The following is a 14,215-nucleotide window of genomic DNA, read 5'->3' as shown; positions in this document are numbered from 1 at the left end:
ACAAACGACTGTTAATCACTCCAAGGAGAATGCCATGAAAATCGCACACAAAATCGCTACTGCCCTGTTCACCGTTTCGCTGCTGGCCACCGCCGGCTGCGCATCCACCTCGTCCAAAGAAGGCACCGGCGAGTATGTCGACGATTCCGTGATCACCACCAAAGTCAAGGCCAGCATCTTCAACGAGCCTAGCCTGAAGTCCACGGAAATCAATGTGGAAACCTTCAAGGGCACGGTACAGCTGAGCGGTTTCGTGGCCCAGCCTGAAGACATCGCCAAGGCCGGCGACGTCGCCCGCGGCGTCAAGGGCGTGACCGCCGTGAAGAACGACATCCACGTCAAGTAAGCCTTACCTGCCGGCGCGGCCCGCCCATCCGGGCCAGCCGCGCCGGCGGTTTTTAGCGAGCCATCATGAGCCAGCAGCCTGAAGTACTCCCCCTGGTCAACGCTGCCGCCGCCGATGGCGATAGCTTGCGTATTCCCCTGCATGTCCACGCCCGTGGCCTGGCGCTCGGCGTCATCGCCACGGTGGCGTTTATCTATGCGCTGCAATGGTCGCGCAATTTCCTCGTTCCGCTGTTACTCGGCATCCTGATTACCTATATGCTCAGCCCCATCGTGTGCTGGCTGGAGCGCATGCGCCTGCCGCGCGTGGTCGGGGCGACGCTGATTACCGCCGCGATACTGGGCGGCTCGCTGGTCGTCATCGACAAGGTGCAGGGCGAGTTCGAATCCATCGTCGAAGAACTGCCCACCGTCAGCCATAAGCTGTCGCGCCTGCTGGCCGACCGGGCCCATCAAGGCCCGAGCACCCTGCAGCGCATCCAGGCCGTGGCCACCGAATTGCAGCAGGCTACCGCCGGCGCCCAGGAGCGCCGCGCCGCGCGCAAGGCCGCGCCGCCGCCGGAAAGCGGCGCGCTGCCCGTCATGGACTGGCTGTGGGCCGGTTCGATGGGCGTGATGGGTTTCCTCAGCCAGGCGGTGATGGTGATCTTCCTGGTGTTCTTCCTGCTGCTGTCGGGCGATACCTTCAAGCGCAAGCTGGTCAAGCTGACCGGGCCGTCGCTGAGCAAGAAGAAGATCACCGTGCACATCCTGGAAGACATCAATTCATCGATCCAGAAATACATGCTGATGCTGCTCGTCACCAACGGCCTGCTGGCCTTGCTGATGTGGGTCGCGCTGCGCTGGATCGGGCTGGAGAATGCCGGCGCCTGGGCCATCGTGGCCGGGCTGCTGCATCTGATGCCGTACTTCGGTCCCTTGCTGATTACGCTGGCCACCGGCGCGGTGGCCTTCATGCAGTTCGAATCGCTGCAGATGAGCGCGCTGGTGATGGGCACGTCGCTGGCGATCGCCACGCTGGTCGGCACCGTGGTGGCGACCTGGATGACCGGCCGCTTCGCCCGCATGAACGCGGCGGCGGTGTTCGTCAGCCTGCTGTTCTGGGGCTGGCTGTGGGGCGTGTCCGGCCTGCTGCTGGGCGTGCCGCTGATCGTCATCGTCAAGGTCGTGGCCGAGCGCGTCGAAGGCATGGAAGTGGTGGCGGAACTGCTGGGCGAGTAGGGCAGTTTTCGCAATCGCACTTGTTTCTGTGCGCGAGTCGGCTAACATACGGTTACACCTGTCTTGAGGAGCAGCACATGAGTCCAGAGCATGACCGCCGCGCGCGGCCGGAGACTTCGGAAACTGCAGGCTGGCATTCGCTGGAGTTCATCGTCCGCCAGGCCCTGGAAGTGCAGCGCGACATCGGCACCGCCAGCGCGGTGCAGTTCCTGCAATCGATAGGCATCAGCCCGCAGGTGATCGCCCGCGTGCTGGCGCCCGACGCGGTGATCCGCGAGGAAGACCAGCAGGCGCTGGCCTCGACGGTGGCCGTGGCCGATCTGCCGGTCGCCACGCCGCGCGCCTATCTGCGGCGCAAGCCCATGTGATGATCCGAGAGTTTGTGCGGGCGACAATGATGGTAAAGTTAAGCTTGCTTAAATGCCAATCGTCCCGGACATGGCTCAGCCCTCACTCGAATCGCGGCGCCGCGCGCTGCAGCTGACCGCCGGGCTGGGGCTGTACGCCGCGATCGCGCGGCCGTCCCCTTTCGACGATCTGTTCCTTATCGTTTTCCATACCGCCGACCAGGACCTTGCGCGCCATCTGCTGCAAGTCCATGAGCTGCTGCGGCAGCGGACTGGCCACGCCGGCACAGCTGCAGCGCAGCTACGACGCCTGCTGCTACGCGCGGATGTTTGCGCCGGCCGCGCAGCTGGCGCAGCGCTTTCCCGGCCAGCTGGAGGTTTCGCCGCTCATCCATGTCGCCGCCGACGCCGGCTGCCATTTTTCCCGCGCCGCCACCGACGCGCTGGCGCGCTGATGCGGCGTTTCGACGGCGCCTTGCAGCTGCAGGCGCCGCACGCGCTGCGCCTGCGCTTCGACGATTATGCGGCATGGAATGCCCGGCATCCGGCGCTGCCGATGGCGATCGCCTATCACTGGCGCGGCTGGCCCATGCTCGATGTGCGCAGCACGCCGGTCTTCTATTTCTTCAACGGTGGAACGGTGCGCCATGTGGCCGCCGGCTGGCGCGACGACTCGGCCAAGGCCGGCCTGATCGCCGGCCTGGATGCTATCGGCCTGTAGCGGCGGCAGCGCGCAGGCTGCCCAGCTGCAGCGCGTACTGGCGCGCGAACTCGGCGCCGAGGAAGAAGATCTGCGCCGAGTAGTACACCCACAGCAGCAGCGCGATCACCGAGCCGGCGGCGCCGTAGCTGCTGGTGACGCCGCTGTTGCCGATGTAGGCGCCGATCAGGTATTTGCCCAGCGTGAACAGCGCGGCCGTGCCCAGCGCGCCTATCGTCACGTCGTGCCATGACAGGCGGATGCGCGGCAGCAGCTTGAAGATCGCCGCGAACAGCGCGGCGATGACGAGGTAGCCGATCGCCAGGTTGACGGCCGACAGCACCACGCCGGCCTCGCGCCAGTAATCGCCCCACAGTTTTTCCAGCACGGTCAGCGCGGCGCTGACCACCAGCGACACCATCAGCAGGAAGGCCAGCACCAATATCATGCCGAAGGACAGCAGGCGGGTGCGGACCACGTCCCACGCCGTGCCGTGCACGAGGGGAGGGACTTGCCAGATGTCGTCGAGGCTGGCCTTGAGTTCGGCAAACACGCTGGTCGCGCCGAACAGCAGCAGGGCGCCGGCGACCATGGTGGCCAGCCGTCCCTGCTCCTTGTCGCGCGCGCCGGCCAGCACCAGTTGCACCGCCTCGGCGCCCTGCGCGCCGATCAGGCCGCGCAGCTCGCTGAACAGCTGGCCCTGCGCCGCCTGCGGCCCGTAGAACCAGCCGGCGATCGCCAACACCAGCACCAGCACGGGCGCCAGCGAAAACAGCGTGTAAAACGCCAACGCCGCGCCCTTGCTGCTGGCGCGGTGTTCCAGCCATTCGCTGACGGTACATCGCAGTACCGAGACCAGATTTCGTTTCATCATAAAAAAAGCCCCGCTGCGGGAGCGGGGCTTGTTGGCTTACTGCACGCGGCGTTCGATGGTGATTTGCTCGACCTCGACGCGGCGGTTCGGTTCCAGGCACTTGATCAAGTCCGCGCGTTTCTTGTTGTTGCACTGGACGATGGGGTTGGCTTCGCCCTTGCCGACGGCGTTCAGGCGGTTGGCGGCGACGCCTTTGCCGACCAGGTATTCCTTGACCGATTGCGCGCGGCGCTCGGACAGCTTCTGGTTGTACTTGTCGCTGCCCAGACGGTCGGCGTAGCCGGAGATCACCACGTTGTCGATGCCGCTGTTCGTGTTGAGCACATTGGCGATGTCGTCCAGCTTGGGCTGGTTAGGGTTCAGCTTGGCGCTGTCGAAACCGAACAGTTCGGTGGCCGACATCGTCACTTTTTCAAAGCGCGCCGGTGGCGGCGGTGGCGGCACCACGGCTGCCGGTGGTGGCGGCGGCGGTTCGATCGCGCGCGGCGGCGGTGGCGGCGGCGCGGCCGGGGCGGCTTTCGGCGGCGCGTTGAAGGCGATGTTCAGGCCGACCGTTGCGTAGTAGTTATTGCTCTTGCTGTTAGGGAACTCATCGCCACGGATGAAGCCGTGCACATTGCGGATGTCCGCCTGGAAGGCGACCTGGTCGCTGAGGTCGGCCTGGAAGCCCAGGCCGGCGCTCAGGTAGGGCGAGTTCTTGCGGCGTTCGCCGATGACGTTCAGGTTGGCCTTGTCGCGCTCGGCGCCGACGCCGACCAGCAGGAAGGGACGGAACGATTTACGGGAAAACATGTACAAGCCATCCACGCCCAGCGTGTTTTGCTGGTAGCGCTGGCCGTTTTCACGGGAGCGGGCATAGGTGGTGCCGACTTGCACGTCCCAGCTTTCATTGAGCGCCTTGCCGAATTTGAGGCCGGCGCCGTAGCCGCGCTTGTCCACGCCGAAGTCCGAATCGGGCTTCATGGCGTTCAGGCTGGGCTGGATATACCACGATGGATTGATGACCGCATCCTGAGCCAGGGCGGAAAACGACGCGCACAGGGCGACGACGGCGAGGGCGATATTCTTGGATTTATTCACAGGTGAGCTCCCGATTATTAATGATGAGTTGTTGCAGCAATGACCATGCACCGCTGTTGGACTGAAGATTAGGGAGTTTGGTGCATCTCTTCCGTGCGCTAGCGTACCTAAGCTTGTGCTGTATCAAATACGGCACGTTTGCTGAAACTTAGTGCGCGGCCATTTGTCACAGCTTAAGTGCCAAGTATTTTCGCTAATGTTCGTTGCCGCACAGACTAATGCTCCAGGAAAAGGCATTCTGGCGTCAGATGCAGAGACCGTAGCGCGATGCCAGCAGCCCGCCACGCTATCCGCTGCCACTAATCTCGGCAATTGTTATAAGGAGTGTTCCCATGCATGCAGTTAGACAACCTCAACATCTGGTCCAGAACGAGATGAAAGCCTCGCCGGAAATGCAGGCGACGACCGCCAAGCTGATGCTGGTGGAACGTCCGGGTCCGGCGCCGCTGGACCGCAAGCCGGCACTGTCGATGGCTTCGATCGAGCGCGTCCGCTCGACGTCGGCCACGCTGCGCCGCATCGAAAACATGCAGAAGCTGATCGGCGAACTGCAATTGCACGAAATGCTGGCCGACGAAATCGCCTGGTTCCTGAAGTTCTCGCCGTCCGGCGCCCGCAAATACATCCGCGACCTGCGCGAAGCCGGCGTGATCGAACTGGCGCGCTACGTCGAAGGCACGGCCACCTATCTGGGCAAGGCCGTCTACCAGCTGACGCCGGATCCTGAACGCGTGGCCGCCTTCCTGGCCGCCATCGTCCAGCCGAAGCGCGAAGGCGCGCCACCGCGCAAGGAACGTCCGGGCCTGCGCGAACAGGCGATGGCCGGCAGCGGCCGCCACTTCCACATCCTGGCCGACGACACGCACTATGCGATCCGCGTCAACCGCGGCCCGGTGATGCGCGATCCGCTGGTGGCAGCACTGTTCGGCTCGGCTCCTTCGCTGCAAAAAGAAGAACAGGTCTGAGCGTTAGCGCAGGCGTATGATGGAACAGCCGGGCATGCCCGGCTGTTTGCATATTGAAATGTCGGCAAGGCGCCCCACCTAGCCTGGACTGGACATCTCAACGGACGCGCGGCACATGGAAGCTTTGATCTGGATCGGCCTGACGGCGCTGCTGATAGCGACGCCTTTTTTCTACCCGCGCTGGCGCTTGCGGCGGGTGCTGGCGCAGCCGCTGCCGGCCGCCGCGCTGGCCGTCCTGCAGCACAACATCCCGGTCTACCGCCGCATGGCGCCCGCGCTGCAGCAGCAGTTGCAGCGCCTGGTCGTGCAGTTTCTGCACCAGAAAAAATTCATCGGCTGCGAGGGCCTGGAAGTCACCGACGAGATGGCCGTGACCATCGCCGGCCAGGCCTGTCTGCTGCTGCTGAACCGGCCGAGCAAGGTCTATCCGGCGCTGCACACCATCCTGGTCTACCCCGGCGCCTTCGTGGCGCGGCGCGCCGAGGTCGGGCCGGGCGGCGTGGTGACGCCGGGCCACCAGACCATGCTGGGCGAATCCTGGGACGATGGCCGCATCGTGCTGTCGTGGGAAGACGTGATGTCCGGCCCCGGCCGCGGCCACAACGTCGTGCTGCACGAATTCGCCCACCAGCTCGACAGCGAATCGGGCCGCGCCAACGGCGCCCCGTATCTCGGCAACCCGGCCAGCTACAGCGAGTGGTCGGCAGTGCTGGAGCGCGATTTCCAAAGCCTGCGCCACAGCGCCATGTACCGCCAGCACAGCGTGATGGACCATTACGGCGCCACCAATCCGGCCGAATTCTTCGCCGTCGCCACCGAGACCTTCTTCGAAAAACCCTACCAGATGGCCGAGCACCACGCCGAGCTGTTTGCCGAATTCCTCAAGTACTACCGCGTCGATCCGCGCGAATGGATGGCGCCGCCGCCACCGCCGCCCGAACCGCAGATGCAGCCGTATTCCTTCCTCGGCGGCTGGTAGTCACAGGATGATCGAGCCGTCGGCCGCGCGCTTCACGTGCAGCAGCCCCGGCTCCTCCTGCTCCAGCCGCTGCGCCTCCTGTTCCTGCGGCGTGGGCGTCGGCGTGCCGGCCGGCTGGCGGCCCGCCTCGACCAGCAGCGCGGCGCGGTGTTCCAGCCCCTGCAGGATGTTCTGCTCCAGTTCGGCCTGCTGCCACGGCTTGGGCAGGAAGCGGAACACATGCGCCTCGTTGATCGCCGCCATCGCCGTGCTGAAATCGGTCGATGCGCTCAGCATGATGCGCACCGTCAGCGGCGACACGTCCTTCAACGCTTGCAGGAACTCGCCGCCGCTCATCTCCGGCATCATGAAATCCGAAATCGCCAGGTCGAAATCGCACACGCAGATGCGGTTCAGCGCATCGAAGGGATTGGTGAAGGTTTCGATCTGCGCGCCGGCCAGCGCGCTGCTCTGGCGCAGCGCCCGCTGCAGCGCGCTCAGCATGTTGGGTTCGTCGTCGACCAGCAGGATGCGGCTCATGAGTGCTCCTTGACGCCGGCCTCGGCCGGCTCGGTATGGCGGATCGGCAGCAGCACGCGGAAGCGCGTGCCCCGGCCCACTTCGGTATCGACCTCGATGCGGCCGCCATGCTTCTGCACGATGCCGTAGGTCAGCGACAGCCCCAGCCCCGTGCCCTGGCCGACCGCCTTGGTGGTGAAGAAGGGATCGAAGATGCGCGACAGCGCCTCGGGCGCGATGCCGCTGCCGCTGTCTTCCACTTCCAGCCACACCGTGTGCTGGTCGGCGACGCCGGTGCGCAGCGTGATTTCGCCGCGCTCCGGCCCGATCGCGTGGGCGGCGTTGATCACCAGGTTCAGCACCACCTGGTTGATCTGCAGCGGCAGGCATTCGATTTCCGGCAGGTCGCCGTATTGCTTGACCAGGTCGGCGCGGTACTTGACCTCGTTGCTGACGATGTTGAGGGTGGAGTCGATCGCCTGGTGCAGGTCGGCCATGCTCCAGTCCTGGCCGGCGTCGAGCCGCGAAAAATCCTTCAAGTCCTGGACGATGTGGCGCACCCGCACGATGCCTTCGCGCGATTCGCGCATCAGCGCCGGGATGTCCTCGCGCAGGAAGTCGAGGTCGATGCGCTCGCGCATCGCGCCCAGGCGCTGCGCCACGCCGGGCGCGCCTATGCTGGCCTCGGCCTGCTGGTAGGCGGCCAGCATCTCGAACAGCTGCTCCAGATAGCCTTGCAGCGTGCCGACGTTGGAAAAAATATAGCCGATCGGATTGTTGATCTCGTGCGCCACGCCGGCCGCCAGCTGGCCGATCGACGCCATCTTCTCGGCCTGCACCAGCTGCTGCTGGGCCATCGACAGCTGGTCGTTCAGTTCGGTGAGCTGGCGGATGTCGTCGGCCAGCCGCTCGTTGGCGTCGGCCAGCTGGGCGGTGCGTTTTTCCACCACGTGTTCGAGGTTGTCGTGCGCCTTGCGCAGCGCGTTCTCGGCCACGCGGCGCTCGGTGACGTCGCGCAGCGTTTCGATCGCGCCCACCACCTTGCCTTCGCGGTCGTGCAGCGGCGCGGCGGTGAAGTGCAGCCAGTGGCCGCTGGCGCCGATGTTGGGAAAGAAGTCCTCGGCCTCCCACGCGTCCGGGATCAGCGGCGAGCGCTGGTGCTGGCCCGGGTAGTGGCCGGCGATGTCCTGCTCGCCGGCGACGATCAAGTCCGACAGCAGCGGCCGCTGCTTGGCGTAGAACGGCAGCCAGTGGTTCTGCGTGCCTATCATGTCGGCGCGGCTCCAGCCCAGCAGCTGTTCGCAGGCGCGGTTCCAGTGGATGATGATGTGGCGCGTGTTGATGGCGAAGGTGGCCACCGGATGGCCGTCGAAGAATTCCGACAGCGCCACTTCCGCGCCGGCGATCTGGACATTGGGTTTCATCGTGCTCCCTCAGCCGACCAGGATCTGGCACATCTCGTTGAACACCAGCCTGCAGGTATCCAGCACTTCCTGCTGCGCGTCCTGGTCCAGCCCCAGCGTGCTCCACACCGGCGCGGCGTCGGCGCCGTCGTCCTCCAGCGCGTGCGCCAGCAGGTTGGCCAGGTAGATGTTCTGGCCCGCGCCGGGGGCATCGGGGTCGTGGTGGCCGGTGATCGCCTCCTGGATCTTGCGCGGGAATTTCCAGTGCGCGGCCAGCGCGCTGCCGGCCTCGGCGTGGTCGATGCCGAACACCGCCAGCTGCGCCGCGCTGACCGAACTGTCGTGCTGCAGGCGCCAGACTTCCACCGCGACGTACTGGGCCGGGAAGCGGGTGGCCAGCACCAGCGTGCCGAGGTCGTGCAGCAGGCCGGCGGTGAAGGCGGTGTCCGGGCTTTGCTTCATGTGGCGCGCCAGCGTGCGGGCGCAGACGGCGGTGGCGATCGAATGGCGCCAGAAGGCGTCGAAGTCCAGCGCCATGCCGGGCACGGCCGGCACGCCGCCGATCACGCCGCAGGCCGTCACCAGCGTGCGCACGCTGTGGAAGCCCAGCACCGCCATCGCCTGCTGGATGGTGGTGACGGTCGACTGCATGCCGTAGAACGAGGAGTTGGCCAGCCGCAGCGTCTTGGCCGTCAGCGCCTGGTCCAGCGCGATCTTGGCGGCCAGCGCGTGCAGGTCGATGTCGTCCTGCTCCATGCTGGCCAGCAGCTCGGCCACCACCGCCGGCAGCGAGGGCAGGTCGCGGATGTTGCGCACCACGTCGGCGATGGCGATCTGGTTTTCGATCAGGTTCATGCGTTCTCCTCAAAACGGCTCAGGGTAATCAGGCTGCCGCGCGAGGCGGAATGTTCGCCCATCGGATACACCATGACGGCATAGCGCACGCCGCCGATCAGCGCGTGATGGCCGGCCGCCTGACCGGCCGGCGGCAGCAGCGCCGGCAGCGCCACGCCGGCCTCGGCGCCCAGCAGCGTGGCGCCGCTGAACACGCGCTCGGCGGCGCCGTTGATGAAGGCGATCATGCCGGCGTCGTCCATGCCGATCACCGGCAGCGGCAGGTGCTGCAGGATTTCGCGCGCGATGCTCAGGCTGATCTCGTCGCGGTGGATCTGGCGCTGCATCTGGTGCAGCAGCTGTTCCATGCGGCGGTTGGCGCTGGCGAGCTCGTGGTTGGCGGTGCGCACTTCGAGGTGCAGGCGCTGGTTGTCGTCGGCGATTTCCTTGAGCCGGAACGCTTCGCCGACGTGGGCGCGCAGCTGCTCGTCGTTCCACGGCTTGGTCAGGAATTTGTAGATCGCGCCTTCGTTGACGGCGTCCGTCACCGATTGCAGTTCGGTATAGCCGGACAGCATGATGCGGATGGTTTCCGGCCGCACCACGCGCGCCTGGCGCAGGAAGTCGGCGCCGCTCAGGCCCGGCATGCGCTGGTCGGAAATGATGACGTCGATCGGCAGGCGGGCCAGCAACTCCAGGCCTTCCTCGCCGCTGGCCGCGCTGTACAGGTCGTAGCCGTCCTGGCGCAGCAGCCGCTTCAGCGACGCCACGATGTTTTTTTCATCGTCGACCAGCAGCAGGCTGCGCCGCCGCGCCTGCGTGCGCAGCAGGTGCGGCGGCAGGCGGCGGTCGTCGCGCAGCAGCTGGGCGACGGCGTCCGGCGCCAGCGGCGGCGCGAAACAGGCGCCCTGCACCAGGTCGCACATATGGCGGCGCAGGAAGTCGCACTGGGCCTCGCTGTCGACGCCCCGCGCCGCCACCCGCAAGCCGAGGTTGTGCGCCATCGCGATCACGGCCTTGCAGAAGGCGGCGTCGCCGGCATGCTGCGCGACACCGGCGATGCAGGCGCCGGCGATCTTGATGACGTCGAATGGATAGCGCTGCAGATGGCCGAGGCAGGAGTCGCCGCTGCCGAAGTCGTCCAGCGTCAGGCAGGCGCCGAGCTGCTTGAACCCGGCCAGCACAGCGTCGCTGCGGGCCGGGTCGCGCGTCAGCGTCGTTTCGTTCAGCTCCAGCGTCAGCGCGCCCGGCGGGATCGCGTATTCGGCCAGCACCGCCGCCACGGCCGGGCCGAACTGCGGGTCGTCCATCTGCCACGGCGCGACGTTGATCGCCACCTGCAGGTCGCTGCCGCTGAGGGTGTCGCTGCGCCACAGCAGGCGGTCGTGGCAGGTGCGGCGCAGCAGCCAGTCGCCCAGCGCGCCGCTCAGGCCGGGCGGCGGCTGCGGCCAGCGCACCAGCGCCTCCAGGCTGGCCACCGCGCCGTTGCGCAGGTCGACCAGCGGCTGGTACAGCAGCTGCAGCTCCGCGCGGCCGAGCGCCAGCCGCAGCGCGGCTTGCAGATCGTCGCGCAGGGGCGCCGGGCCGGGATAATCGAGTTCCATCAGGCGTTCCTATCGTAATGGAAGCTTGCTGATCGAAAATACTATCGGTCGATTATGGACGACATGGGATGGTTTGTCATGCCGCGCGAAATGCGGGCGGCGGCAACAGTGCCAGTCCGGCATCGCCCATTGCAGCGCGCTGTTGCTTATCGGCGACGATGCCTGCGCCGGCGGCAATTTTGGGTATGATAGTCGCTACAATAAAAAAACCTGGCACCCGTCGGACTAACGCGTTTGGATAGGGGGATGCGGCTATGACACAGGCATGGGTAGTGCTCACGCGCCCGGACGGCCGCGATGTGGCGGCGCCGTCGGAAGCCCAGATGGCGGCGGCGCTGGCGGAGGTCTACAGCGGCAACGCCGCCAGTCCCGACGGTGGTCCCGGCAGCGCGGTGCTGCGCTTCGGTTACGACGATGGCTTGATGTATGAAGTCGAAGTGTCGACCGGGGGCAGGGTGCGCTTTGCCGAATGGTCGGACCGCGATTGCGAAATCGCGCTGGCCGATCCGCGCACCATGGCCGCGCTGGCGCAGGCCGACGCGCTGCAGCTGTGGCGCCTGCTGGCGCAGCGGCAGGTGGCCAAGATCCGCAACCAGCCGTGGAGCGACGCGGCTTAGTCTTGTTGAATTCAGCGGCGGCGCTGTTCCTGCAAGGTCTGGCAAGCGATGCACAGCCGCGCCTCCGGCCGCGCATCGAGCCGCGAATAGCCGATGGTCTCGCCGCAGCGCTCGCACAAGCCATAGCTGCGGTCGTCGAACTTGGCCAGCGCGTGGCGCACGATGTGCAACTGGCGTGTCGTGTGTTCGGCCGCCTCGTGCACCAGCGCGTTGAGGGTGCGCTGGCTGGCGTTGTCGGCCGGCGAGGCCTCGGCCTCGTGCGGCAGCGGCAGGCGCACGTCGGCGCTGCGGTCCAGGTCGTCCGCCAGCTGGCTCAGCAGCGCGGCCCGCGCGCCTTCCAGCCGCGCCCGCAGGGCCATCCATTCCATCTCGTCGAGTCCGTTCATGCCGCACACTCCTTACGGCATTGGACCCGCGCGCGGCGATTTTGTTCGCGGCCGCGTCAGCGCGTCGGCAGCAAGGCGTCCACGTGGTGCTTGAGTTTTTCCAGCGGCGCGACCAGACGCTCCGGCTTGCCGGTGGCCACCGCCGCGCCCAGCGACAGCAGTTCGGCGGCGATGTCGATCAAGTCCTTGGCGCGGTCGATGCGGTCGATGGCGTCACGGGCGCGCGCGGTGACGTCCAGCAGTTGCTGCTGCGCGCTGTCCAGGCCGCTGGCGGACAGGCGGGCGGCGTCGAGGTAGATGCCGTTGGCGCGCTGGCGCAAGATCACCTCGTTTTCAAACAGCGCCTGCGCCGCGCCCTGCGAGATGGCGGGCGCCTGGCCGCCCGGCGCCGGCTGGCGGAGGGCGTGCATCAGGCGGGTGTGCAATGCGTCGGCGCAGGCGGACAGGCTGTCGGCCAGCGCGATGATGTTGTGGGTATCGGCCATGGCGGCTCCTTGCGGCGATCAGGGATGCGGGAATTGGTCGAGCAGCACGCGGTGGCTTTGCTCGATGGCGGCCAGGTTCTTCTGCGCCAGCGCGTTGCGCGCGGCGATCAGATGGTATTCGACCTGCTTGTCGTGCTGCTGCGAGCGGGCCAATGCCTGCAGCAGGCGGTCGCGCTTGGGATCGAGGAAGGGCAGCTCCGTCTCCAGCATGCCGAGCACGATTTTTTCTTCGTTGTCGCTGGTCTTGCCGTACAGGGTCAGCAGGATGTGCATGGCTTCCAGCACTTGCTGCACGGCCGGGCGGCCGTCGCGCATCAGCTGCTGCACCGCTGCTTCCTGCATGGGCCGCGTGACAGTGCGCGCCACCAGTCGCGTCAGGCCGGCGTAGGCGCTCACGTGGTGCTCGCTGAGGCCGCTGTCGGGCCAGGCCTTGATGCCGTCGCCGAGCGACTTGACCTGGTCTTCCATGTCGTAGGCGCCGTCGCCGGCCAGCCGGCCCAGCGCCTGCATATACGCTTGCACGCCGCGCTGCAGCTGGGCGAAATCGTCGCAGGCGGCCTGGCGCTGGCGGTCGAGCTCGCGCTCGCGGGCGTCGGCGGCCGCGCTCAGGAACGGTTGTTCGCGCTGGTAGGTGGTGCGGTAGCGCTCGGTCAGTTCGTGGTAGGCACCCAGCTGCGGCGCCTGTGCGGCAAAGGCGCGCACGGCGGACATGCGCGGCGTGCTGCTGGCGCAGCCGCCGAGCAGCGTCAATAGTCCAAGCAGGAGGAAGACACGGGTGGTTTTCATAAGCGCTCCGCAAAGTGTGAGGATATTGTTGCCTTGGGTGAATATCCTCGTTTTGCGTCAGCGCAGATCAGGTGCTCAGCGCCTGTCGCCAGCCCAGGCCGGCGGCGGTGTCGCCGGCCGGCAGGTATTCGCAGCCCAGCCAGCCCCGGTAGCCGATCTCGTCGATGAAGCGGAACAGGTGGCGGTAGTTGATCTCGCCGGTGCCGGGCTCGTGGCGGCCCGGCGTGTCGGCGATCTGCATGTGCTTGATCAGCGGCAGGTTGGCGCGGATGGTGTTGCTCAACTCGCCCTCCATGCGCTGCATGTGGTAGATGTCGTATTGCAGGAACAGGTTGGCACTGCCGGCCTCGGTGATGATGTCCAGCGCCTGGCGGCTGTAGTTGAGGAAGTAGCCGGGGATGTCGTAGTGGTTGATCGGCTCGATCAGCAGCTCGATGCCGTGCGGCGCCAGCGCGGCGGCGGCCCAGCGCAGATTGTCGAGATAGGTGGCGTGGGCGCGTTCCGGCGCCAGTCCGGCCGGCGTCTTGCCCGCCATGCAGTGCAGCCGCGGCACGCCCAGCGCGGTGGCGTACTCCAGCGCGCGCAGCACGCCGGCGCGGAACTCTTGCTGGCGGCGCGGATCGCAGGCCATGCCGCGGTCGCCCGCGTCCCAGTCGCCGCAGGGCAGGTTGAACAGCACCAGTTGCAGCTGGTGCTGGCGCAGGCGCTCGGCCAGCACCTCGGCTTCGTAGGCGTAGGGGAAGAGGAATTCGACGCCGTCAAAGCCGGCTTCGCGGGCCAGCGCGAAGCGGTCCAGGAAGGGCGCGTGGTTGAACAGCATCGACAGGTTGGCGGCAAACTGGGGCATGGGGGCTCCGGGGCAGGGTGGCGGAAACCTTATCGTAACCGCAAATGCCGCTGCCGCGCCGGCGCGAAAAAAAAGCCACCCGAAGGTGGCTTGCTGACTTATCGGCCGCGGCCGCCGGAGCGGTGCTGTGCTGCCGAGCGCGGAGCGCTGTTGCCGCTGCGCGGGCCGCGGCCGATAAGTCAGCAAGCCGCCTTCGGGTGGCTTTTTTTTCGCGCCGGCGCGGCACCGGCCTTCGCGGGTACGA

19 protein-coding genes are annotated in these 14,215 nt (G+C 66.7%); 8 read left to right on the top strand and 11 right to left on the bottom strand.

The annotated features are described in order from the left end of the window. The first annotated feature begins 34 nt into the window (after positions 1-34). From GEV02_RS30750 to GEV02_RS30740, 3 genes are all read left to right on the top strand, one after another. A complete protein-coding gene (locus GEV02_RS30750) occupies positions 35-346 on the top strand; it encodes a BON domain-containing protein (protein ID WP_152841614.1) in 312 nt (103 codons plus the stop codon). Between the two features lie 65 nt (positions 347-411). Further along, complete coding sequence (locus GEV02_RS30745; RefSeq protein ID WP_152841613.1) at positions 412-1,566, top strand: AI-2E family transporter; 1,155 nt, start codon at positions 412-414, stop codon at positions 1,564-1,566. A 77-nt stretch (positions 1,567-1,643) separates the two neighbouring features. Next, positions 1,644-1,934, top strand: a complete 291-nt coding sequence (locus GEV02_RS30740; RefSeq protein ID WP_152841612.1) for a hypothetical protein — start codon at positions 1,644-1,646, stop codon at positions 1,932-1,934. An 82-nt stretch (positions 1,935-2,016) separates the two neighbouring features. On the opposite strand, the gene GEV02_RS33055 is transcribed toward GEV02_RS30740, so the two are convergent. Next, on the bottom strand, positions 2,017-2,166 hold the full coding sequence (locus GEV02_RS33055) for a hypothetical protein (protein WP_174999417.1): 150 nt from the start codon (positions 2,164-2,166) through the stop codon (positions 2,017-2,019). Between GEV02_RS33055 and GEV02_RS30735 the strand changes: the two genes are divergently transcribed. Further along, positions 2,165-2,368 carry a hypothetical protein gene (locus GEV02_RS30735; protein WP_152841611.1) on the top strand — a complete coding sequence of 68 codons (204 nt, stop codon included), beginning with the start codon at positions 2,165-2,167 and terminating at the stop codon, positions 2,366-2,368. The genes GEV02_RS33055 and GEV02_RS30735 overlap by 2 nt on opposite strands. Further along, the gene (locus tag GEV02_RS30730) at positions 2,368-2,634 is read left to right on the top strand and encodes a hypothetical protein (RefSeq protein ID WP_152841610.1); all 267 of its coding nucleotides are present in this window, start codon (positions 2,368-2,370) and stop codon (positions 2,632-2,634) included. The genes GEV02_RS30735 and GEV02_RS30730 overlap by 1 nt, the downstream gene beginning before the upstream one ends. Here the strand turns inward: GEV02_RS30730 and GEV02_RS30725 are convergent. Then, positions 2,621-3,484: a YihY/virulence factor BrkB family protein gene (locus tag GEV02_RS30725; RefSeq protein WP_152841667.1), complete on the bottom strand. Its 864-nt coding sequence runs from the start codon at positions 3,482-3,484 to the stop codon at positions 2,621-2,623. The two genes, GEV02_RS30730 and GEV02_RS30725, sit on opposite strands and share 14 nt — an antisense overlap. Before the next feature lie 39 nt (positions 3,485-3,523). After that, entirely contained in the window at positions 3,524-4,567 is a 1,044-nt protein-coding gene (locus tag GEV02_RS30720; RefSeq protein ID WP_328595957.1) for an OmpA family protein, read from the bottom strand. 374 nt (positions 4,568-4,941) lie between these two features. Between GEV02_RS30720 and GEV02_RS30715 the strand changes: the two genes are divergently transcribed. Continuing rightward, positions 4,942-5,532: a winged helix-turn-helix domain-containing protein gene (locus GEV02_RS30715; RefSeq protein ID WP_152841665.1), complete on the top strand. Its 591-nt coding sequence runs from the start codon at positions 4,942-4,944 to the stop codon at positions 5,530-5,532. Between the two features lie 115 nt (positions 5,533-5,647). Continuing rightward, positions 5,648-6,511 carry a M90 family metallopeptidase gene (locus GEV02_RS30710; RefSeq protein WP_152841609.1) on the top strand — a complete coding sequence of 288 codons (864 nt, stop codon included), beginning with the start codon at positions 5,648-5,650 and terminating at the stop codon, positions 6,509-6,511. On the opposite strand, the gene GEV02_RS30705 is transcribed toward GEV02_RS30710, so the two are convergent. The 4 genes from GEV02_RS30705 to GEV02_RS30690 are packed head-to-tail and all read right to left on the bottom strand — an operon-like array spanning position 6,512 to position 10,850. Further along, the gene (locus GEV02_RS30705) at positions 6,512-7,030 is read right to left on the bottom strand and encodes a response regulator (protein WP_152841608.1); all 519 of its coding nucleotides are present in this window, start codon (positions 7,028-7,030) and stop codon (positions 6,512-6,514) included. It lies immediately after the preceding gene. After that, complete coding sequence (locus GEV02_RS30700; RefSeq protein ID WP_152841607.1) at positions 7,027-8,433, bottom strand: ATP-binding protein; 1,407 nt, start codon at positions 8,431-8,433, stop codon at positions 7,027-7,029. Before GEV02_RS30700 ends, GEV02_RS30705 begins: the two co-directional genes overlap by 4 nt. 9 nt (positions 8,434-8,442) lie before the next feature. After that, a complete protein-coding gene (locus GEV02_RS30695) occupies positions 8,443-9,267 on the bottom strand; it encodes an HDOD domain-containing protein (protein WP_152841606.1) in 825 nt (274 codons plus the stop codon). Continuing rightward, entirely contained in the window at positions 9,264-10,850 is a 1,587-nt protein-coding gene (locus GEV02_RS30690; RefSeq protein WP_152841605.1) for an EAL domain-containing protein, read from the bottom strand. Before GEV02_RS30690 ends, GEV02_RS30695 begins: the two co-directional genes overlap by 4 nt. A 254-nt stretch (positions 10,851-11,104) precedes the next feature. Between GEV02_RS30690 and GEV02_RS30685 the strand changes: the two genes are divergently transcribed. Further along, positions 11,105-11,467, top strand: a complete 363-nt coding sequence (locus GEV02_RS30685) for a hypothetical protein (RefSeq protein ID WP_070361599.1) — start codon at positions 11,105-11,107, stop codon at positions 11,465-11,467. 11 nt (positions 11,468-11,478) lie between these two features. On the opposite strand, the gene GEV02_RS30680 is transcribed toward GEV02_RS30685, so the two are convergent. The 4 genes from GEV02_RS30680 to hyi form a co-directional block, all read right to left on the bottom strand. Continuing rightward, positions 11,479-11,853, bottom strand: a complete 375-nt coding sequence (locus tag GEV02_RS30680; RefSeq protein WP_152841604.1) for a TraR/DksA family transcriptional regulator — start codon at positions 11,851-11,853, stop codon at positions 11,479-11,481. 56 nt (positions 11,854-11,909) lie between these two features. Beyond that, positions 11,910-12,338, bottom strand: coding sequence for a hypothetical protein (locus GEV02_RS30675; RefSeq protein WP_152841603.1), 429 nt, complete (start codon positions 12,336-12,338; stop codon positions 11,910-11,912). 18 nt (positions 12,339-12,356) lie between these two features. Next, entirely contained in the window at positions 12,357-13,124 is a 768-nt protein-coding gene (locus GEV02_RS30670) for a hypothetical protein (RefSeq protein ID WP_152841602.1), read from the bottom strand. A gap of 67 nt (positions 13,125-13,191) precedes the next feature. After that, positions 13,192-13,971 carry a hydroxypyruvate isomerase gene (hyi, locus tag GEV02_RS30665; RefSeq protein WP_152841601.1) on the bottom strand — a complete coding sequence of 260 codons (780 nt, stop codon included), beginning with the start codon at positions 13,969-13,971 and terminating at the stop codon, positions 13,192-13,194. Between the last annotated feature and the right edge of the window lie 244 nt (positions 13,972-14,215).

This window comes from Rugamonas aquatica (genome assembly GCF_009380215.1).
Lineage (GTDB): Bacteria > Pseudomonadota > Gammaproteobacteria > Burkholderiales > Burkholderiaceae_D > Rugamonas > Rugamonas aquatica_B.
Note: the sequence above shows the minus strand (reverse complement) of the source record. Positions and strands in the feature narration are given on the sequence as shown.